The following is a 20,245-nucleotide window of genomic DNA, read 5'->3' as shown; positions in this document are numbered from 1 at the left end:
CATTTTTATGGCCTATCGGCAGAAAAAGACCGCCGGCGCGGGGGCGGCGCCAGCGGTCACGTGAAAATCGGGTTTTATTGCCTGTTAAGCGGCGACGGCCTCATAGACCGTAGCGCCCGAGAAGCTGTCATGCAGGCTCTTGCCGGCAATCCACGGCAGCTCGACGACCTCGCAGACCGTGTTGACCAACTCAGAACAGTCAGTAAAGTGGCCCTTGTCGTTGAGGGCCTCGCAATCCTGAACACGCCAATAGCCATCGGTGTGCGTGATGTAGTACTCGTGATCGTTGATCGACACGAAAGCGCGCGTCTTGGAACGCAGCAGCTTCAGAAATCCTACGAAATCGGTCTCGACGACATCTCCAGCCTGGAACATGATGTTACCTCCTGGCCCGGCGCCACCACGGCGCATTGATAAACGTTGGTACTCCTTTAGTAAAACCCTTATCAGAGGTTATGCGTTCGTCATTTAGGCAAGTGGTAAAAAACCGCAGGGTAGACGGGATAAAACGTTTAACCATCCCATTTGTTTGTCACATTCTGAAGGTACTTTTATGCAAACCTACTTTCCCAATTGGAATCTATCCTTTTGGCCGGGCAATTGACCGTCTATCGTTTGAGCCCGACGGGTATGAACGGGGCATCTGCAACGCCACCGCAAGGAGACACCATGGAGACTATCGAAGCACTCATTCACCGCCGCAGCTGCCGCAACTACAGCGATCGTCCCGTCGAGGCCGAAAAACTTGCACGTATTATCGAAGCCGGCCAATATGCACCGAGCGGCATGGGCCGCCAGCCGGTGACGTTTGTCGCCGTCACCGACCCCGCGACCGTCGAGCGTCTCTCGCAGCTCAACGCGCAAGTCATGGGCAGCAACAGCGACCCCTTCTATGGCGCCAAGACCGTTGTGGTGGTGCTGGTTGACCGCAGCGTGCCCACACATCTGGAAGACGGCTCGCTCGCCATGGGCAACCTGCTCAACGCTGCCTATGCGCTGGGCGTTGATTCGTGCTGGATTCATCGCGCCCACGAGGTTTTCGATTCGCCCGAGGGCCTGGAGCTACTGGCCAGTTGGGGTCTACCCGCCGACGGCAGCCTGCGCGGTGTCGGTCACTGCATTCTGGGCTATGCCGAGGACACGCTGCCCGAGCCCAAACCCCGCCGCGACAACGTGGTCTACGTAAGGTAATTAGTTCCGCCATTCTACCGAACGGCGGGCTCGTTGACGCTGCGCGGGCCGCATTCACGCCAATCTGACGTTCAATTTCGAGGGCGCGACCAGAAGGTCAGCGCCCTCTCATTTCACGTCACCTTGGCGCAAATGCGGCTCGCTCGCTTTTGGCGACTGACATCGAATGAGCCACTGTCTTGGGCAGCTAAAAAAGCCCCGTCCCAAATTAGCTGCCCCACTCGCAACTTATCCCGCCGATGGAGTTATTGCCGTTTCGCTCGTCTGATTCGCATCGACGTCGTCGCCTTGCTTGTCTTCGTCCTTTTGCACATCGGCGATGGTGGAGGCCGCCGCAACGATACCGCGCTGGGGCGCGACGCTCGTCTGGGCCTGAGCGCCCTCGACAACTTCTGTACCTACATGCGCGAGCTCGGGCGATTTAAACATTGCGTCCAAGTTGGCGCCACCGCCGGCATATCCGAGCGCAGCGAGCGCGATGACGATCACTGCAACGGCGGCCACGATCGGCACGTAGCGATGCCAGCCGGCGGGATTGAGCCCGCTGCGGCGAGCCGCCCCGCGGCTGATGTAGCCGAGCGTTCCGTCGTGCTTGAGCTTTGAGCCCACCACGCGTTTGCGGCCCCACAGCGAGGACTCTGCCTGCATTGCCAAGCGGGCGCTTGCCGAAGGATAGCCGTATTTAGTGCGCTTGAACGAGCTATCAAACCCCGAGGCGTGTTTGCCCCACGTCACCGATGTTGTGCGTCGGTTGACCGGCGCGGCACTCCGCCTTCTGCGGCTCGGTTTTGAAGTCTCAGCCATATGCCCTCGCACGCCGTAACCAAATCGAAACAATAACGCTTTGGACTGTAGCACACGCGTCGCGTGCGGTCACGGGCGCCTCGCTCAACGGTCATCGTCCTTCAGCAAGCGCCACAGCGTTGTACGGCTTATGCCCAGCACCTCCGCCGCACGGGTTCGGTTGCCGTGGAGATGGTCTACAACCAGATGCGCGATATCTCGCTCGGTATCGGCCAGCGGTCGCAGGATATACAGGTCACTTTCAAGCGTCGGGGCGCCAAAGGTTGCGGTCTTAATCACGTCCTCTTGGGCGAACACTTCCTCCGCCACAGCGCGGTCCACCGTGCCCGTCCCCACCAATATATACAGTCGTTCCGAGACCTCGCGGAGCTGCAGATAGTTGCGCGGCCAGCGGTAAGCATCGAGCGTCTTCGTCGCCGCGGCAGACAGCGTGGGCGCTGCCGTCCCAAATGCATCAGCGAGATATTCCAAATAGCGCGCGACCTTCGTCGACGCGGCTCCCTGCTCGGCGATTGCCGGCGCGACGCTCACCGCACAGGCGAAGCGCTCGGTCACAAAGGCGGCTTGATCACTTTCGCCGCCGCCCGGCATGTCATTCGCCGTCAGCACCACATGGCAGCGCGTCGCCAACGCGGTGTCGGTCATCGTGGAGACCAGCTCGCGGAGGCGCTGGGGGCCAACCGCATTCCAGCCCTCAATGCAAAGGGTCAGCCCCGTTTGGAACAGCGGCGATTCGGAGCTTTTGAGCACATGGCGCCAACCGCGATCGGTGAGTTCATCGAGCGCGACGGAAACAAAGGGCTGATCGACAAAAGGGCCATCCAGATAGAGGCGCTTGGCAATCTCGACCTGACCCGCTCCCAGCTCGCCCTCGAGCATAAGGGGCACGCCGCGCGCATAGCTCTCGGTAACCGGTACAGCCACCGAGGCCGCCCCCTCAACGATGCCGTACGCGCTCGATTCATAGCGGACCTCAACTTCGTCGGCGTTGAGCCACTCGATGCCCGCATGCGCCGCGGCACCGCGCACCTCGCGGACCACAACGACCCAAAGCCTCCCGCCCTCTTTGTCGGTGGGGCGAACGGTCAGGCTCAGGCGCGTACCCTCACGCCCCATAACCAGACGCGCGCCGTCTCCTATACGGTCGAGACGCTCAGCGACAAAAGCCGCCACATCCCGCTCAAGCGCCGCGTCATTCATGGTCGAGATCGCGACGTCCCCACGCGCATCGATTGCCAATGCCGAGGCCCCGGCAGCAGCTAGGGCATCGGTCAAGATGTTCAGCTTAGCATTGCTATCCATGATTTGCCCCTGTCCGCGGCGACGTGCAACCGCCGACGGTCGCACGACCGAGTGTTTCAAAATTGAACGATATTGCTCACCAAACACTATAGGGCAGAAAGCGCCGTCCTGCGAGTATAGGTGTTGCCCCGCATCGCCATCCTGGCGGGGCGATAAGAGCTCTTCGGGACTTATAAACCTGCGGACAAGCCATACCCGCAAGAGCTCCTATCGCTCCACCGAAGGCTTGCGCTCACCGGCAGCCAGCACGCGAATAAGCTACTTCTCTACCAGATTCCCAGCACGTGCTGCATTCCCAAACTCATGCACGCAATGCCAATCCAGCAGCAAAAGCCCAACGCGATGGGCTTGCCGCCCTTTTTGACCAGCTCGACGATATCGGTATTAAAACCAATAGCCGCCATGGCCATCACAATAAAGAACTTCGACAGCTCCTTGATGGGCGCCGTGATGGACGCGGGAAGCTGAAGCACCGTGGTGATCACGCTCGCCAGCACAAAGAACAGCACAAACATGGGAAACGCACGTTTAAGCGAGAACGTGCTTTTGGCGTCACCGCCGGCCTTGCGTGCCAGATGCATCTGCCAGCATGCGAGGACCAGCGTGATGGGAATAATGGCCAGCGTCCTGGTGAGCTTGACCACTGTGGCGCTCTCGAGCACATTGGCGCCGGGATGCATGCTGTCCCAGGCGCTCGCCGCAGCCGTTACCGACGAGGTGTCGTTGATGGCGGTGCCGGCAAACAGGCCAAAGCCCTCGTTGGTCAGCCCGAGCATGCCGCCGAGCGTCGGAAACACGAGCGCCGCGATAACGTTAAACAGGAAGATGACCGAAATGGCCTGGGCAATCTCGCGATCGTCGGCATCGATGACGGGCGCGGTCGCAGCGATGGCCGAACCGCCGCAAATCGACGAACCCACACCCACAAGCGTCGCGATCTTACCCGGTACGTTCATGACGCGGCAGAGCACAAAGGCGATGACAAGCGAGGTCGAGATCGTCGCCACGATAATCGGCAGCGACTGGGCGCCCTTGGACAGAATCTGGGAGAGGTTCATGCCAAAGCCAAGCAGGATAACCGCGTACTGCAAGACTTTTTTGGACGTATAGGTGACGCCGGCGGCGAGCTGTTCGCGACGCTTCCTGGGAAAGACGAGCGCCAGGACCATGCCAAAGAGGATGGCAAATACCGGACCGCCGACCACCTCAATTTGTTTGCCGAGCAACGTCGCGGGAATGGCAATGATCAGGCAGAACAAGACGCCTTTCCAGCGCTCGCGAACGATATTTGCCAGTTGCATATGGGATTCCTTCTTTCTATTTCACGTTTGCGACGGCTTATGATACGGCAACATTGAGCACAGCCTTGCGCAAACACAGACTAAGATGCCGCAATAGTTCTCAGGCAACAGCCGAATTGCCCACCGCGGAGAGCTGATTCGCGGCATAATTAACAACTGACATATGAGTTTGATAGAACAGTTGCGAGGCGCTATGGAAGAATCGATGCACGTCGGCGAGCAGGAAACGAGCCTACAGGACCAGTCCTACCACACCATTCGACGCAAAATCGTCTACCTGGACTACAAGCCGGGCGAAAAGCTGGGCGTCAAGCAACTTTGCGACGACCTAGATATGGGGCGCACCCCTGTGCGCGAGGCTTTGGTTCGTTTGGCGCAGGAAGGTCTGGTGCGCACCGTGCCCCAGAGCGGCACCTATGTCTCGCCCATCAACCTCACCCTTGCCGAGAGTGCCTGTTACATCCGCGAGCATCTGGAAAAGCAGGTGATCGTGGAGTGCTGTGCGCGAGCCACGTCGGCCGGCATCGAGCAGCTCGACCGCGCCATCGTGCTGCAGGAAAAAGCCATGGCCGAAGAGGATCGCATCGGCTTCTTTTTGAGCGACAACCTCATGCATCACATGATTTTTAGCATCGCATGTCGCAGCACCGTGTGGTCGTGGCTCGAAGAGACCAATGCCGACCTGGAGCGCTTCCGCTGGCTGCGCGCCGCCACGCAGGTTCTCGACAATCAGGACATCGTGAACGAGCACAAGCAGATTCGCCGCGCCATCGCCGGTCGCGACCCCATCGAAGCGAGCTTTTTGGTCAGCAAGCACCTGCACATGATGTTCCGCAACCAAACCGAGGTTCTGGACCAGTTCCCCGAGTACTTCGAGACCAGCAAGCTCCGCTAACCTGCCAAAAAGGGACAGGTTCATTTTGGCAGATTTTATCTGGGCAAATGCAACAAGGCCCGGCTCCGCTGCAACGGAGCCGGGCCTTAGTTGTTAGGATGACGGAACTCGATTACTCGACAGTAACGCTTTTCGCCAGGTTGCGGGGCTGGTCGACGTCGCAGCCGCGCAGGATGGCGACCTCGCGGGCGAGCAGCTGCAGCGGGACACTCGCCGTGATGGGGCTGAACACGTCGCGGACTGCCGGCACGCGGATGATGCAGTCGGCAATCTTGTTGATCTCCTCGTCGCCCTCGGTGGCAACGACGATGACCTTGGCACCGCGCGCCTTGCACTCCATAAGGTTCGACACGGTCTTGTCGTAGGTGGCACTCTTGGTGGCCACAGCGATGACAGGGAAGCCCGGGTCGATCAGGGCAATGGGGCCGTGCTTCATCTCGCCGGCGGCGTAGGCCTCGGCGTGCAGGTAGCTGACCTCCTTGAGCTTGAGCGCACCCTCGTAGGAAATAGCGGCACCCATGCCGCGGCCCACGAACAGCGCCGACTGCGCATCCTTGCACAGCAGGGCAGCCTCATGCACGGCATCGGTCTGCGTGTCCAAAATCCACTGGATCTGCTCGGCAGTATCGGAAAGCTCGCGGAACAGCATGCGTGCCTGTTTGGTGGTCAGGCGGTACTTGACCTGCGCCAGCAGCAGGGCCAGCAGCGTCAGGCTCACAACCTGGCCGATGAAGCTCTTGGTCGAGGCGACCGCGATCTCCTTGTTGGCCTTGGTGTAGATGACGCCGTCGCTCTCACGCGCCACGGGGCTGCCCACCACGTTGGTGATGCCGAAGACCTTGGCGCCCTTGATGCGCGCGTCGCGGATAGCGGCGAGAGTGTCGGCCGTCTCGCCCGACTGGGACACGGCCACGACGAGCGTCGTCGGCGTGATGATGGGGTTGCGATAGCGGAACTCGCTGGCCGCCTCCACCTCGGTGGGGATGCGAGCCCAGCCCTCAATGAGATTCTTGGCAATGAGGCCAGCGTGATAGCTGGTGCCGCAAGCGATCACGTAGACGCGGTCGATGTCGTTGAGTTCCTCGAGCGAAAGGCCCAGCTCGTCGATATCGAGCTCGCCGGCCGGCGTCATGCGACCAACCAGCGTGTCGCGCACGACGCGCGGCTGCTCGTGAATCTCCTTGAGCATAAAGTCGGGATAACCGCCCTTTTCTGCCATGTCCAGGTCCCAGTCGATGTGGGTGACCTTGGGCTCGATAACGTTGCCGGCCTCGTCGGTGTACTCGACGCCTGCGGGCGTGAGCTTAGCAAACTGACCGTCCTCGAGCACCACGACATCGCGGGTGGCGTCGATGAGCGCGATGACATCGGAAGCAACATAGGAGCCGGTTTCGCCCACGCCGACTACGATCGGGGAATCCTTGCGGGCCACGGCGATCACGCCGGGCTCGTCAGCGCACACGGCGGCCAGACCATAGGCACCGACCACGTGGGTGCAGGCCTCGCGCACGGAGGCCATCAGGTCGTGCGTCTCGGCATAAGCCTCTTCGATCAGATGCGCGAAGACCTCGGTATCGGTCTCGCTCTTAAAGTGGTGGCCGCGGCCCTCCAGCTCTTCGCGCAGCTCGGCGAAGTTCTCGATGATGCCGTTGTGAACGATGGCGATACGACCGTCGCAGCTGGTGTGGGGATGGGCGTTAACGACCGAAGGCTTGCCATGAGTGGCCCAGCGGGTGTGGCCGATGCCGCAGGCAGCGTCGCTGTCGATGTTGGAAAGCTCACTCTCCAGGCCCGCAACTTTGCCCACGCGGCGAATGACGTCGAGGTGCGCCGCGGCGCCCTCGCCCACCTCGAGCGCGACACCCGAGGAGTCATAGCCGCGATACTCCATACGCTTAAGACCCGTGACCAGGATGTTCTTTGCAATATCAGAGCCGGTGTAGCCGACAATTCCGCACATAGGATAAATCCCTTCGTCCGCGTGACTGCAAGACGTCCACGCACAAGGGGCGCTGAGACGTACAACGTTCGAGTATTGTACTCACGCAAACGCAAGCTGATATACCAGAAGTGGTATCTCAACTTAGATACCACCCGATGCACACACGTCCAAACCACCACAAAGGTGCCTGTCCCCTTCGTGGTGGTTTGGACGGCGGCGTTTCCCCAGATAAAACCTGCCAAAATAAACCTGTCCCTAATTGGCAGGTTTTGACGCCCCGGGGGCGGACGATGCTACAATCAGGCTTGTACTTGAAACGCATCAAAGGGGCCGCTATGGCAAAGGTTAAAATCAGCGACGTCGCGCGCGAGGCCGGGGTTTCGTTGGGCACGGTTTCCAACGCGCTCAACCATCCCGAAAAGCTGCGCCCCGAGACCCTCAAACTCATCAACGAGACCATCAATCGTCTGGGCTACCTGCCCAACCAAAGCGCCCGTCAGCTGGCCGGCGGCACCACCAAGTCCTTTGGCCTGGTCCTCCCCCGCCTCGACCACGGCTTCTCACTCCAAATTGCCAGCGGCGCCCACAACGAGGCCCGCAAGCACGGCTACGATCTGCTCATCGCCAATGCCGACAACGACGATATTCTCGAGGATCATTACCTGCGCTACTTTATGGGCACGCAGATGTCCGGCGTCATGGTTCAGCCCATGGCATCCCCCGACTGGCGCCCGGCCATGGCCAAGATGCCCGTGCCCATCGTCCACCTGGACATCCACTGCTCCGAGCCCGGCTACTACGTGGCGGCCGATAACGAAGCCCAGGGCCGCATCATCGCCGAGCTCGCCATCGCCCGCGGCGCACGCCATATTGTCGTTGTGGGTCGAGCAGCATTTATGCAGCTCACCCTACGCGTGCTTGGCATTCACAAGGCCCTTGCCTTGCGCCCCGATATCAAGATCGAAGTCATCGACGCCGGCGAATGGAATACCGCGGCAGACGGCTATGGCATCGGCAGCCAAATCGCCGAGCGCCCCGCCGCCGAGCGCCCCGATTTTGTCGTCGGTCTGACCGATGTGTTGGCCTCGGGCGTCATCTCGGCGCTGGTCGACAAGGGCATTTCCGTCCCCGGGCAGGTCCGCGTGGCCGGCTGCGACGGCAACCCGCTCGCCTGGAGTGGAGCGGTTCCGCTCACCACCGTGGCGCCCCCGGGCTACGAAATCGGCCGCAAGGGCGTTCAACTGCTCATGGAGCAGATCGAAAACAAGGCGCCGGCAAAAACCAAGCACATCCGCATCGGATCCGCCGCGCGCACCGTCACCGCGGTCACAGCCGTCGAGGACATCAACCGCCAAGAGCTCGTACGCCCGTTCCTGCTGGAGCGCGCCAGCACCCAGGCAAACACCCAAACCGACGCTACCGCGATCAACCTCGGCGCGTACTTGTAGCGTGACTGTGCCCGCTGCGGTTCGACTTTATGCGGAAAGCCCGGCAGACCGATCGGTCTGCCGGGCTTTCCGCCAGCGGTTTTGCTAACAAACGTCAGACGAGCCTCGTACAAAGTTGAACTTCGACGAAGACGAGTGCCCAATCCGTAACTTCCCATTTCGTGTAAACGGGAACCGATATAACTCCCCATATCGTGTATGCGCAGGTAGACCGACACCTTTTTAGCCATCGATACTAGCGCGCAGGCGCTGTACATGCATAAGCAGATACAGCGTTTCGTTCTCGCTGCATTCCCAACCGTGCGACCCTAGGAAATACGCAAGGATGTCCGCCGCACACGCATAAGCTTCGGGATAGGCATCCTTCATCACAGGGAGCATCGTGCCAAAACCCTCGTCCACCTCACCGCCGGCTTTGACGCGATCGAGCAGAAACCGCACGTGCATTGCGAAACGCGCGTAGGTGAAAGAGCCCGTATCAACGTCTCCGATATGCTCGCAGACGATTCGCGTGACCTCCTCGAGCACACGCGTCGCCTCGACCGTCGCCTGCATGTTGCTCTGTTCGGCCTCACCGTCAATCAAGTGCAGCGCGATATTGGTAACTTCCGCCGGAGGCAGCTCCACGCCCAGCCTGCTTTTGGTAAGTGTCACCGCACGCTTGGCCACTGCAACCTCATGCGGATACAAGCGCATCACGTCAAACGAAAGCGGCGTCTCGATCACCACGCTTTGTCTCACGCGCTGCACGGCAAAGTTTATATGATCGGCCAGCGTCACAGGGGCGTTGGGATTGAACTCGACATCAAGCCGCTCGCTTGCATAGTCGATGATATCCGCCGCAAGCAACAGGACATCCTCGGGGATATCTTTGAGCGCAGCGATCGACGCACCGCCCACGCCGTAGAACGTACGCTCGACCACCGACAGGTCCTTGAGCTCGTAGGGCGGTCGGCGGTATGCGATACCTTTGCCAAAGACGACAAGATCCTGTCCATCCGCATCGCGGGCAAGCGCGCAGTTGTTGTTGATCTTCTTTAAGACCCACATCGCCAAACAACCTTCCTAATAGAAGCGCTCTATGACAGCTACAGATGCGCAGCGGCACTATAGCCCTCGAACACGGCGTCTTTGATAATGCGCGCACGGCGACAGTCACCGACGATGAACGTCTGGGGCGCGAGCCCCACAAACGACTCGGCCTCCACCGTCCGCGAGCGTACACCCGACGCCACGACCACGTCATCGCACGCAAGCTCGCGCTTTCCGCCATCAGGCCCCGACACCCACACGACACCTTCCCCAGCAGCGAGACACATCGTGTTAAGCATAACATGGAGGTTCTCACCGTGCTTTTCGAACATCTGGCGCAAGACGATGCGAAAGAGCGAGTTACCCTGCGCTGCCAGCGTATCGCCCATCTCGACGACCGTGACATCGCGGCCCGTCTCGGCTAGTTCGAGCGCGAGCTCTGCACCGATCGTGCCACCGCCCACAATCACCACGCGCTGGCCCAACGCGTCCGGGTGCTCGATGGCGCTCGCGAAGCCGGTAGCCCGATCAAGCCCGGAAACAGGCGGCACGAAAGGCTCGGCACCGATAGCTACGATAAGGGCGTCGGGCGCCATCGCGCGCACCATATCCGTATCGACAGCGTAACCAAGTCTGAGTTCGAACCCATCCCCCTGCCGGAGCGTGTCAATACGATGCCGCAAATACTGCAGGTAGCGAGCCGCATCCTCCTTATGCGCTTCTTGTGCGATAAGCCTGACTGCCCCGCCAACGGAACCGCTGCGTTCCGTGAGAACCACCTCATGGCCGCGCTCGCGTGCCACAATCGCCGCCATACAACCGGCAGGACCCGCACCCACGACCAGCACCCGTTTGCGTCGAGACGCGGGTTCTACCTCACGCGGAATAAAATTCTCGTTGGCAAAACGCGGGTTGACGCTGCACCCCACGTTCCAACGATCGGTCGAGATGTGATAGCACTGCAGACAGCGCAGGCACGGCACGATATCCGCCGCACGGCCCGCGCGGGCCTTAGCCGGCCACATCGGATCGGCGGCGAGCGCGCGGGCAAGCGCCACCATGTCGCACGTGCCCTCGGCGATCGCGCGCTCGGCCTCCTCCGGCGTCTCGACGGAGCCTACGAGCGTCACCGGTACCGAAATCTCCGCCTTGATGGCACGAGCAAGATGCGCGTTAAGTAAGTGCGGATCGAGGTTGGTGGCAGAGGTATGGACGTTGGCCTCATGCTCGATATCGAGCCCGCACGAGACTTGGATACTCGTCACATACCGTTCAGCCTCACGGCAAAACGCGATGACATCCGTAAGCTCGATGCCTCCCGGCATACATTCATCCGCCGAGATGCGCATCTCCATGGGAAAGCGCGGTCCCACAGCATCGCGACACGCCCGCAACACCTGCAACGGAAACCGCATACGATTCTCGATAGAGCCGCCATATGCATCGGTGCGATGGTTGAATAGGGGGCTCAAGAACTGGTCAATAAGCCAACCGTGTCCAAAGTGCAAAAACACCATGTCAAAGCCGGCGCGGCGAGCATCGACACACGCTTGCGCCCAACAGGCAGCCGTGCGCCCCATCATGTCGGGCGTCATCGCGCGAACCTCAACGCCATCCTCACGCACAAAGGCGTCCGGCCCCATGGCGTAGTCGATCGTGCGGGCGTAAAGTCCGGCATGCGCAAGCTCGATGCTCGCGACGGCGCCCGCCTGGCGCGCCATGCGAGCACGACGGACAGCCTCCTCGCGAGCGTATTTGGAAAAGACGTACGGCTCGTCGGCACTCATCCACGAGGAGCGCCCGGGCTCCACGATGGTATGCCCGCAGATGACGATACCGGCGCCGCCCAGACAACGGTCCTCAAAATGCTCGCTCATAGGATTGGCGACGATGCGGTTTTGCACGAGCACATCACCCAGTTTGATGGGCGAAAACAGATGCGGGTATTTCATGAGTCCCTCCCCCCAGGATTTCTAACGAACGAGCTGCTCAACAACCATATGCGTTGTCGAGCCATCGGTCACACGCTCAAGCAAGGTGCCCTCGAGCGGCGCCTCCACCGTGGCTTCGATGTCCTCCGGCACCGTTACATCAATCGCGACCCCAGCGCCCGTGCGCTCCCAAGCAACGCGGATCTCGCCGCGCACCGTCTGCCAGGAGCACAAGAACGTATCGGTCGCATGCGACAGATACGGACGCACCGTAACGCCATCGCACCCCCGCGCATCACGGCTCACGTGAATGCCGCCGAGCCCCTCGTAGAACCACTGGTCGTAACTCGAAAACATAGCGTGGTCGTACGAGGCCAGCGGATCGTCGAACATCTCGATAAGCGCCCTGTTGCCGTCAGCGAGCATACTGAGCAAGCTCGGCCCCTGCTCACGCAGCAACCAGCGCTCGAGCACGGCGTTGCGGCCGCAGCGCGACAGCAGGTCAAAGGCGAAAGCCGTGCCGAAGATGCCGGTCGTTAGCACCCGCTCGGCATCGACCGCCCGCGCCAGTCGCTCGACAAGTTCGAGCTGATCGCCAAGCTCAAGTGCCGCGGCAAACGCCCAGGACGTCTGCGTTCCGTCGCCAAATGACCCGTCGGCATGTCGAAAGCGCCGAATGATCTCGGCGCGCAGTTGTTCCGCAGCACGCTCAAAACGCACGCCGTCCGCGCCCTTACGCCCCGCAGCCTCGCTCGTCAAACGCAAACCCCAGAGAATCGCACACCAGCCGACAAACTCCTTATCGGGAGAACCGTTCGAGAAACCCTTCGCAATCATGCTGCCGTGGTCACCCAGGCAGTGCGGTGCCAGCTCCGCCGGATCGAAACCCATCAGATAGTCGCCAAAACGCTCGATCGCCGGCCACTCACGCTCGAGTAAATCGCGACGCCCGTAGATACGGTCGGCTTGAATCGCCAGGTACGGATGGGCAAATTGCCACATGAGCGGACCCTCTCCATAGGCAGGACCATTGGATCCGATACCCATGAAGGGAGCCGTTTCGGGAAAACCGCCGCACTCGGTCTGGTCGCGGTTGAAGTCCGCGAGCGTCTTATCGAGAAGGCCGGAGACATCGAACGAGAACATCTGCGAGGCCGCAAGCGCGATCATGTCGCCGCCGTAGCCAAAACGCTCGCGCGCACAATCCTCGAACACACCGTGATTATTGTTGAGCTTGGTGCGAATGGCGGCGTCGTGAAGTCGCTCGAAGGCGTCATTGCCGAGCGATAGCTTACCGCAGCGCTTGAGGTCGGTATGGACATACGTCGCCCTGGCCGAGCGAATCGCCGCGACATCGCATCCGGTTAACGTCACATATCTAAACGAATGCCAACAAAACTCGTTTTCAAACACGTTTTCACCCGCGTGACACACAACGACGTCGCGCTGTACCGCAGGCTCCGGAGCACCAGGGCCACCCGGGCACACGCCGCGCGGCGTCTCCATGCCGGCATAACCCGCCACTGCCGTGCCCGCATACGGACCCCCGTCGCGCCACGTCTCGGCATAGACAAGCTCGATGCGCCGCCCCTCGTCTGCTTCCACACTCAGCTTCATGAATCCGGCAACGACCTCGCCAAAGTCGATGATGACGGCGTCCTCGTGCTCGAAAATCCGTTTGGGCTCCACTACCGTGTCGCGCACGCACGGCGCGACCGGCGAGGGCTCGATAGCCCGCACCTCGTCATAAACCGTCACCGGCAACGCATCCCCGGGCACCGGCCGCAAGTCGCGCACCTCGCCCAGATACACGTTGTTGAACAGCAGCTCGCCTGTATGCGCCGTCCAAGACGCGTCGGTCTTGGCGAGCACGCGGCCGCCGGCCGCCACAATCGCGCACGCAGCGCGCGGGGTCCCGACCTCGACCAGACGTTCGCGCAGGTTATACTTGCCAAAGAGCGTCAACGGCGAGGGATTGAAGAATCCGTTGCCCAGCTCGATCTCGATCGTATTGGTGCCGACGACCAGCTTGTCCGCCACCTCGAGGCTGTGCGAATAGACCACCTTGGTGTAGTTGGTCCACCATCCCAAAAGCTCCGATGCATCCATCCTGACGCCGTTGATGCGCACGCGCGCGTAGCCCAAGACGGCGATCGTGAGCACCGCCGACGCGGGCACCAGCTCAAGATCGAACGTGCCGCGCACGACATGGTTGCGGTGACACTCGTCGTAATACGATTCCGCCGGCTCATAGACAAACGGCTCACCCGAAATCCAACGGGCGTCGAACAAATCAGGCTGCATGGATCCGACCTTTCGGGAAGTTACGGTGCGGCGACCCGCCACGTTGGATCGCCGCACTGGCTGGGAACTATGAAAAGCGCAGTTGCTTAGGCCTGCTCTTTGTTGCGGGACTTGCCCAGGTAGCTGCCGTCGTCATGATAGGTAGCCATGGTGAAGACAAAGGCGATGACCATGATCACGGCAAGCGTGCCCAGGTAGAACACGATATTGCTCGTGTCGGCACCGGTGGGGTCCATGAACGTGGGGATACCGAAGAGTCCGGCGCTGCCCATGCTGTAGGCGTGGACGTTAAGGGCACCCATCACCAGACCGGCGATTGCAGAGAACACGATGTTCTGGACAAACAGGAACTTGCTGGGAAGCTGGATGCCGTAGAGCAGCGGCTCGCCGACGCCGAAGAACTGCGAGATCGTAGCCGGGATGGCGACGTTGCGGGTCTTGTCGCTCTTGGTGCGGAGGATGACCGCCAAGCCCTGGGACACACCTACGAAGCCACCGATGGAACCGGCCGCCATAAGCGGGTCGTAACCTAGCATGGCGATGTTGTTGAGCATGATGGGGATGATGGCCCAGTGCAGGCCGAACATGACGAGCGTGGAGAACGCGCCACCGACGACCATACCGACCACGGCACCGCCAACGACGGGGATATTGATGAGCGTTTCGGTGATGAGGGTCAGCACGCCCGAGATCATGGAGGCGACAGGGCCGATGATCAGATAGGTCGCGGGGGCCATGACGGCAAAGCACAGGAACGGCACGGACATGGAACGGATGAGCTGCGGAATGACCTTGTTAAGACTGCGCTCGAGCTTGGAAGCCGCCCAGACGGCGATAAGAATCGGGATGACGCTCGAGGTGTAGCCGGACGCGGGAAGGATGACTGGAATGCCCAGGAACGTGTTGTAGTAGCTCATCTGGAACGCGGTACCCTCGAAGAGCGTGCCCATAACCTCTGCCGAGGCGCTCAGGTTGACCATGGCCGGATACACGAGCGCCGCGCCGAGAGCCATACCCAAAAACTCGTTGCAGCCAAACTTCTTGGCGGCGGTGTAGCCCAGGATGATGGGCAGGAAGTAGAAGAAGCCGTCAGCGATGGAGTACCAGATCATATAGGTACCGCTGTCGGCGGCGAGCCAGCCCATGGCGATGCAAAGGGCAAGCAGGCCCTTGATCATACCGGCCGCGGCGAGCGGCATGAGCGTAGGAGCCATGCTACCCGAGACGGTGTCCATCAGCATGTTGAAGACGTTCTTGTTCTTGCCGTCCTCGGCTTCCTCAGGCTCATCACCTGCGGCGACAGCGCCCACACCGGGCACCTTGTAGCCGGAGACGAGCTCTTCGTAGACATCATCCACGGCGGCTCCGATAACGACCTGATACTGGCCGCCGGCCTTCATGACCTGGATAACACCATCGAGGTTGGAGATGACGTCGTCATTGGCGATCTTCTCGTCCTTGAGGACGAAGCGGAGACGCGTGATGCAATGGCGAACGCTCTTGACGTTCTCGATACCGCCGACGTTCTTGAGAATCTCGCCGGCAAGCTCATGGTACTGGCCCATGTGCCCTCCCTTTTCTTGGGTAAACGTGCATTTCAGGACAGAAGACGTAAAGATTGCCGAAGCAACGCCCGGAAGAGCGCGGATATCTTGGAGCTTGACCGCACTGCGGTCCTTGACCGTCACGCGAACGCCGTCCTCAGTGGCTTTGAGGGCGCTGATATTGGCCTCGCCACCCGATAGGGTTTCGATGCATTCGATGAGCTCGATCATGACTCCTCCTGTTCTTCGGGCTGCCTTTTGCCCTGTTCGGCACGACGTTGTGCACCACGCCGTACTCAGAATAGCCGCGGCGAAAACAAAAAAGACCGGCACACAGCGTGCTGTCACACTGTGTGCCGGTCATGCTTCCGTCTGGAATAACAATCCCACTGACGCCTTGTCTCCGGCGCAGCTTTTCTTAATTGCTATGATACTCGAATTCCGCCGCTTGCAATGAAACGTTTCAAACGACTCCGCGAACGGTTGTTTTCAGCCCGCGAACGGCTGAGCCATTACCTGCAGACAACTTCGCACGGCACGTTCAGAATCTTGGCGCCCTTGAGGATCGTGTCGGTCTGGCTGCCCAGGCAGGCGGCCATGTGGTGGGTCGGGCCAGTCTCGTTCCAGCGGTCCATGAACTCACGGGCGCCGATCGAGAACTTCATGCGCATGTTGGTGTCGCCGAACGTGAAGATCGGGCCGTCGACGTTCTCGCCCTCGGCAACCACGAACTTAAAGTTGCCGTCGCCATCCTGCGTAATGCCCAGGAAGGTGATGGTGCCGTGGCCGGGGTAGAACTGGGTGAGGTAGCCGCCGCCGGTCTTGCCGTGGAACACGGGGACAACCCTGAGCGCCGGCTTCTTGGCGGTCGAGATGTCGGCATCGCCGGAGCCGGAGTGGCCGATGATGACGATGTCCTCGGGGAAGTCGATGGAGTACATCTCGGAGAGCTGGCCGGTGCCAGAGATGGTCTTGAGGATGCTCATGGCGATGGCGACCTTCATATCGCCCTCGACCGCGCAGCTCGTGCCCTGCTTGATAAGCATGGAGAACGCCGGGATGAGCATGGAGTCGAGCACGCCGGCCTGACCCTTGGCATAGCCGTCGTAGTGGCTGGCGACCAGGCCGATCTCCTCGTCCTTGACCCACTGCTCAAAGGCGACAACGTACTTGGCCATCTCCTGGATGGGTTCGTCGGAAACCTTGGCACCGCCCTCGACGTCAAAGGTGTCGAGAATCTCGGCGGCCTTGGCGTCCACGGCAGTCTGGTCGTCGATGCTGTCGGCGATGGCCCACATCTTCTCCCAGTCGAACTGCTTGGTGTAGAGGCCCAGACGGTTGTAGAGGTTGGTCTCGTCGATGTAGAGGTCCATCATGCCCGGGTACGGACGGCCGATCTGGGCGATGTTGGTGCGGCGCAGGCGACGACGCACCTGAGCGGCACGGCACCACTGCTCGAGCTGCTCGGCCACAGCCGGGTCGCCACCCTCGACGACGCCGGTCACCACGGCGTGACGCTTGCCGGCGCGGTTAAGGTCGGCCACGACCTCGCCGGGGGCACCGCAGGCGTACAGGTCGCCCAGCCACGTGGGAATGTCGGTGTTGGCGTAATCGGGCTGAGCCTTCTTCTGCACGTTGACCACGACGACGGGCACGTCCAGGTCACGCACGACCGGCAGCACGTTGTAGCTCGTGGCATAGGTGAGCATCTGCAGGATGACCAGGTCGACATCCTCGGCACGGAACTTGTCGCCCGCGACCTGAGCCTGCTCCTTGGTGGTCACCATACCGCCGTCGATAAGCTCGACGGTCGTGGGCAGCGTGGCCTTAAAGTCCTCGTACTGCTGCTCAAAATTGGGAACGAGCTGCGGGAACTGCGGAAGATAGGCACCCAGGGCAATCGAGAAGACGCCAACCTTGGCCTTAGTGTTAACGAGCATGATTTCCTCCAATGCGCCGTCTCACTTTCTTGTTAGTCAACAAATGCGTCGTTGATCTTGATGTTGAAGTCGCGGCAGGTGTCCTTGAGGCCCTTGTCGCTGATCTTGTTGAGGAAGTCGTCCGAGCCACCGTTGGCAGCGCGTGCGGCCAGGTAGATCTCGGCGGCTTTCTCGACGGTGTGCGCCAGGCCAAAGGTCGTATCGAAGTCGGGGCCGGCGGCGAACAGGCCGTGGTGAGCCCAGACGATGGTGTCGTAGGTCTTCATGAGCTCAGAGCTCGCCTCGGCGATGGCCGGGCCACCCGGGACCATCCAGGGCACAACGCCCACGCCGGCCGGGAAGACGACGACGCACTCGGTCATCATCTGCCACAGGATGCGCGTGAAGGCGCGATCCTCCAGCGGCACCACGAAGGACATCTCGATGATGCCGGGGGTGTGGGCGTGATAGATTACGCGGTCGGCGCCATCGGTACGGGCGGCAGCCACGCAGTGGTTCATGTAGTGGCTCTCGAACTCACTGGTCGGACGGGCGCCATTGGCAAGGCCCCAGACGATGCGGAACGCGTCGCCGGTCTCGTTGATCTCGACGATGCCGATGTTGGCATGCGGATCCTCCAGGACGTTGCGCATGTACTTGCCCGAGCCGGTGCTCACGAAGTACTGGCCAGCGAGGTTCTCGCCGCGCACGCCCATCTTGACCCACTCGCGGGGCTCCTCAAAGAACGGCTTGGCCTCGGCGACCTCCTCGTCGGTCATGCGATAGGTGAGGTTTCCACCGTTGCGCTCGTGCCAGCCCTGCTTAAAGCCATCGTCGCACAGGCGGCAAAAGCCCTTGATGAACGCCAGATCTTCCATTGCCATTGTTTTTCTCCTCTCCGGGGCCCGCGGGCCCAATTGAAAAAACGTGATAAGCCGATTGACGGCGGCGCGGAGCATGGTGTCGTGTAGGGCCTCCGCGCCGTATGTCATCGGAGAGAGCCGCTCGTGTACAGCAGGAGTCAATTGCCGTCCGCGGGGCTGGGGGTAGGTACGTGACGAGGGGCGCATCTCCCCTCTCGGTTAGGCCTGGATGCCCTTGGGGTCGATGCGCTTGACATCGAAGGAACGCGCGACGCAGGCACGGGCATCGGCCAGGTCGGCAATGTCGCCGCCGGCGATCATCTGCACGATAAAGTTGCCGATGCAGGTGCCCTCGATGGGGCCGGCGAACACGGGAAGCCCGCAGGTGTCGGCCGTCATCTGGTTGAGGTAGTAATCCTGGCAGCCGCCGCCCACGATATTGATGCTCGTGTAATCGTGACCCGAAAGCTCGCGCAGGCCTTCGATAGCCTTGGCATACGAACGGGACAGGCTACAGTAATTGGTGCGCATAATCTCGCCCACGGTGTGCGGGACAGGCTCTCCGCCCTCGGCGCAAGCGCGCTTGATCTCCTGGATCATGGAATCGGGAGCCAAGAAGCGGTCGTCGTCGACATCGACGTAGGACTCGAAGGGCTCGGCCTCGCGGCAGAGCGTGCGGAGCTCGTCAAAACCGACCTTGTGGTCCATGAGCGCCTTGTGCGAGGTCTTGCCCTCGACGTAGTCGACGCCGTTGACCTCGCGACGGACGGACTGGTTCATCCACAAGCCCATGATGTTCTTGAGGAAGCGGTAGCGCTTGAGATAGCCACCCTCGTTGGTGAAGTTCTGCTTGTGGGCGAGCTCATTGGTAATGGCGTGCTGGTTCTCGACGCCCAGCAGGCTCCACGTGCCGCTCGAGATATAGACGGCGTTGTCGTCCTTGGCTGGCACGGCCAAAAAGGCGGAACCGGTGTCGTGCGTGGCGGGCAGCACGACGGTTGCGGAGTAGCCGATCTTCTCGGAAATGTCGGCCGTGATCTCGCCGAGCACCGCGCCGGGCATGGTAGGCTCCAGGAAGATGCCCTGGGGAATGCCAAAGCGCGCAAGAATCTCGGTGTCCCACGTGCACCTCTCGGCATCGAGCATGCCGGTGGTGCTCGCGTTGGTGTACTCGTTGGCCTTGATGCCGGTCAGGCGCCAGTTGAGGTAATCCGGAATCATCAGGAAGGTGCGGGCGGCCTCGAGCTGCTCGGAATGCTCATTCTTAAGGGCAAGCAGCTGATAGAGCGTGTTGAAGGGCTGGCGCTGAATACCGGTGCGGGCATAGACCTCAGCCGGGTCCATGATCTGGTCGGCGACCTCGTAGATGCCGTCGGTACGAGCGTCGCGGTAAGCGACCGTGTCGCCGACGATCTCGTTATGCTCGTCGAGCAGCACAAAGTCGACGCCCCAGGTATCGATACCGATAGTGGCAGGAGCCTGTCCGGTCTGGTCCTTAACGGCACGCAGGCCTGCGACAACGTGGTCGAACAGGGCCTCGACATCCCAGCAATCGTGTCCGTTAACGCGCTTTTGCTCGTTAACGAAGCGGTAGACCTCCTGGTAGGACATCTTGCCGTCCTCGACCCAGCCGGCAAGAACACGACCGCTCGAAGCACCGATATCGACCGCTGCGTAATGCTTGGACTCGATGCGACTCTCCATGTGCTTTCCCCTTTTTGAAGCGGTTCATTTACGGTTTTCATTATTATTTGAATCGTTTCAATTTC

At 60.9% G+C, this 20,245-nt stretch carries 15 protein-coding genes; 3 read left to right on the top strand and 12 right to left on the bottom strand.

Translation table 11 applies throughout. The features are described 5' to 3' along the window. Window positions 1–84 precede the first annotated feature (84 nt). Window positions 85–375: a CDP-alcohol phosphatidyltransferase gene (locus I2G43_RS05940; RefSeq protein ID WP_195535455.1), complete on the bottom strand. Its 291-nt coding sequence runs from the start codon at window positions 373–375 to the stop codon at window positions 85–87. A gap of 294 nt (window positions 376–669) precedes the next feature. Between I2G43_RS05940 and I2G43_RS05935 the strand changes: the two genes are divergently transcribed. Beyond that, window positions 670–1,191 (top strand): nitroreductase family protein, encoded by a 522-nt coding sequence (locus I2G43_RS05935; protein ID WP_138375058.1) that lies wholly within the window; start codon window positions 670–672, stop codon window positions 1,189–1,191. Between the two features lie 228 nt (window positions 1,192–1,419). On the opposite strand, the gene I2G43_RS05930 is transcribed toward I2G43_RS05935, so the two are convergent. From I2G43_RS05930 to I2G43_RS05920, 3 genes are all read right to left on the bottom strand, one after another. Continuing rightward, window positions 1,420–1,995: a hypothetical protein gene (locus tag I2G43_RS05930; protein ID WP_195535454.1), complete on the bottom strand. Its 576-nt coding sequence runs from the start codon at window positions 1,993–1,995 to the stop codon at window positions 1,420–1,422. 84 nt (window positions 1,996–2,079) lie between these two features. Beyond that, window positions 2,080–3,297, bottom strand: coding sequence for a helix-turn-helix domain-containing protein (locus I2G43_RS05925; protein ID WP_161145213.1), 1,218 nt, complete (start codon window positions 3,295–3,297; stop codon window positions 2,080–2,082). A gap of 266 nt (window positions 3,298–3,563) precedes the next feature. Then, the gene (locus I2G43_RS05920; protein WP_161145214.1) at window positions 3,564–4,598 is read right to left on the bottom strand and encodes a YeiH family protein; all 1,035 of its coding nucleotides are present in this window, start codon (window positions 4,596–4,598) and stop codon (window positions 3,564–3,566) included. A 193-nt stretch (window positions 4,599–4,791) separates the two neighbouring features. Here I2G43_RS05920 and I2G43_RS05915 point away from each other — a divergent pair, with 193 nt between their 5' ends. Beyond that, window positions 4,792–5,493, top strand: a complete 702-nt coding sequence (locus I2G43_RS05915; protein ID WP_050766156.1) for a GntR family transcriptional regulator — start codon at window positions 4,792–4,794, stop codon at window positions 5,491–5,493. 112 nt (window positions 5,494–5,605) lie between these two features. Here I2G43_RS05915 and glmS read toward each other — a convergent pair whose 3' ends face one another. Beyond that, window positions 5,606–7,453 (bottom strand): glutamine--fructose-6-phosphate transaminase (isomerizing), encoded by a 1,848-nt coding sequence (glmS, locus tag I2G43_RS05910; RefSeq protein WP_195535453.1) that lies wholly within the window; start codon window positions 7,451–7,453, stop codon window positions 5,606–5,608. 317 nt (window positions 7,454–7,770) lie between these two features. Here glmS and I2G43_RS05905 point away from each other — a divergent pair, with 317 nt between their 5' ends. After that, window positions 7,771–8,883 carry a LacI family DNA-binding transcriptional regulator gene (locus tag I2G43_RS05905; protein ID WP_229071624.1) on the top strand — a complete coding sequence of 371 codons (1,113 nt, stop codon included), beginning with the start codon at window positions 7,771–7,773 and terminating at the stop codon, window positions 8,881–8,883. A gap of 222 nt (window positions 8,884–9,105) precedes the next feature. Here I2G43_RS05905 and I2G43_RS05900 read toward each other — a convergent pair whose 3' ends face one another. The 7 genes from I2G43_RS05900 to I2G43_RS05870 form a co-directional block, all read right to left on the bottom strand. Further along, window positions 9,106–9,933, bottom strand: a complete 828-nt coding sequence (locus tag I2G43_RS05900; RefSeq protein ID WP_229071628.1) for a PRD domain-containing protein — start codon at window positions 9,931–9,933, stop codon at window positions 9,106–9,108. Window positions 9,934–9,971: 38 nt separating this feature from the next. Further along, window positions 9,972–11,867 carry an FAD-dependent oxidoreductase gene (locus I2G43_RS05895; RefSeq protein ID WP_195535450.1) on the bottom strand — a complete coding sequence of 632 codons (1,896 nt, stop codon included), beginning with the start codon at window positions 11,865–11,867 and terminating at the stop codon, window positions 9,972–9,974. Window positions 11,868–11,888: 21 nt separating this feature from the next. Then, the gene (locus I2G43_RS05890; protein ID WP_195535449.1) at window positions 11,889–14,150 is read right to left on the bottom strand and encodes a family 78 glycoside hydrolase catalytic domain; all 2,262 of its coding nucleotides are present in this window, start codon (window positions 14,148–14,150) and stop codon (window positions 11,889–11,891) included. 86 nt (window positions 14,151–14,236) lie between these two features. After that, window positions 14,237–15,925 (bottom strand): PTS transporter subunit EIIC, encoded by a 1,689-nt coding sequence (locus I2G43_RS05885; RefSeq protein ID WP_229071622.1) that lies wholly within the window; start codon window positions 15,923–15,925, stop codon window positions 14,237–14,239. A gap of 281 nt (window positions 15,926–16,206) precedes the next feature. Next, window positions 16,207–17,634, bottom strand: coding sequence for an arabinose isomerase (locus I2G43_RS05880; protein ID WP_195535448.1), 1,428 nt, complete (start codon window positions 17,632–17,634; stop codon window positions 16,207–16,209). A gap of 32 nt (window positions 17,635–17,666) precedes the next feature. After that, window positions 17,667–18,497 carry a rhamnulose-1-phosphate aldolase gene (gene rhaD, locus I2G43_RS05875; RefSeq protein WP_195535447.1) on the bottom strand — a complete coding sequence of 277 codons (831 nt, stop codon included), beginning with the start codon at window positions 18,495–18,497 and terminating at the stop codon, window positions 17,667–17,669. Between the two features lie 198 nt (window positions 18,498–18,695). Next, complete coding sequence (locus I2G43_RS05870; protein WP_195535446.1) at window positions 18,696–20,180, bottom strand: rhamnulokinase; 1,485 nt, start codon at window positions 20,178–20,180, stop codon at window positions 18,696–18,698. Window positions 20,181–20,245 lie beyond the last annotated feature (65 nt).

The sequence above is a fragment of the Collinsella aerofaciens genome (genome assembly GCF_015557435.1).
Classification (GTDB): domain Bacteria; phylum Actinomycetota; class Coriobacteriia; order Coriobacteriales; family Coriobacteriaceae; genus Collinsella; species Collinsella aerofaciens_Z.
Note: the sequence above shows the minus strand (reverse complement) of the source record. Positions and strands in the feature narration are given on the sequence as shown.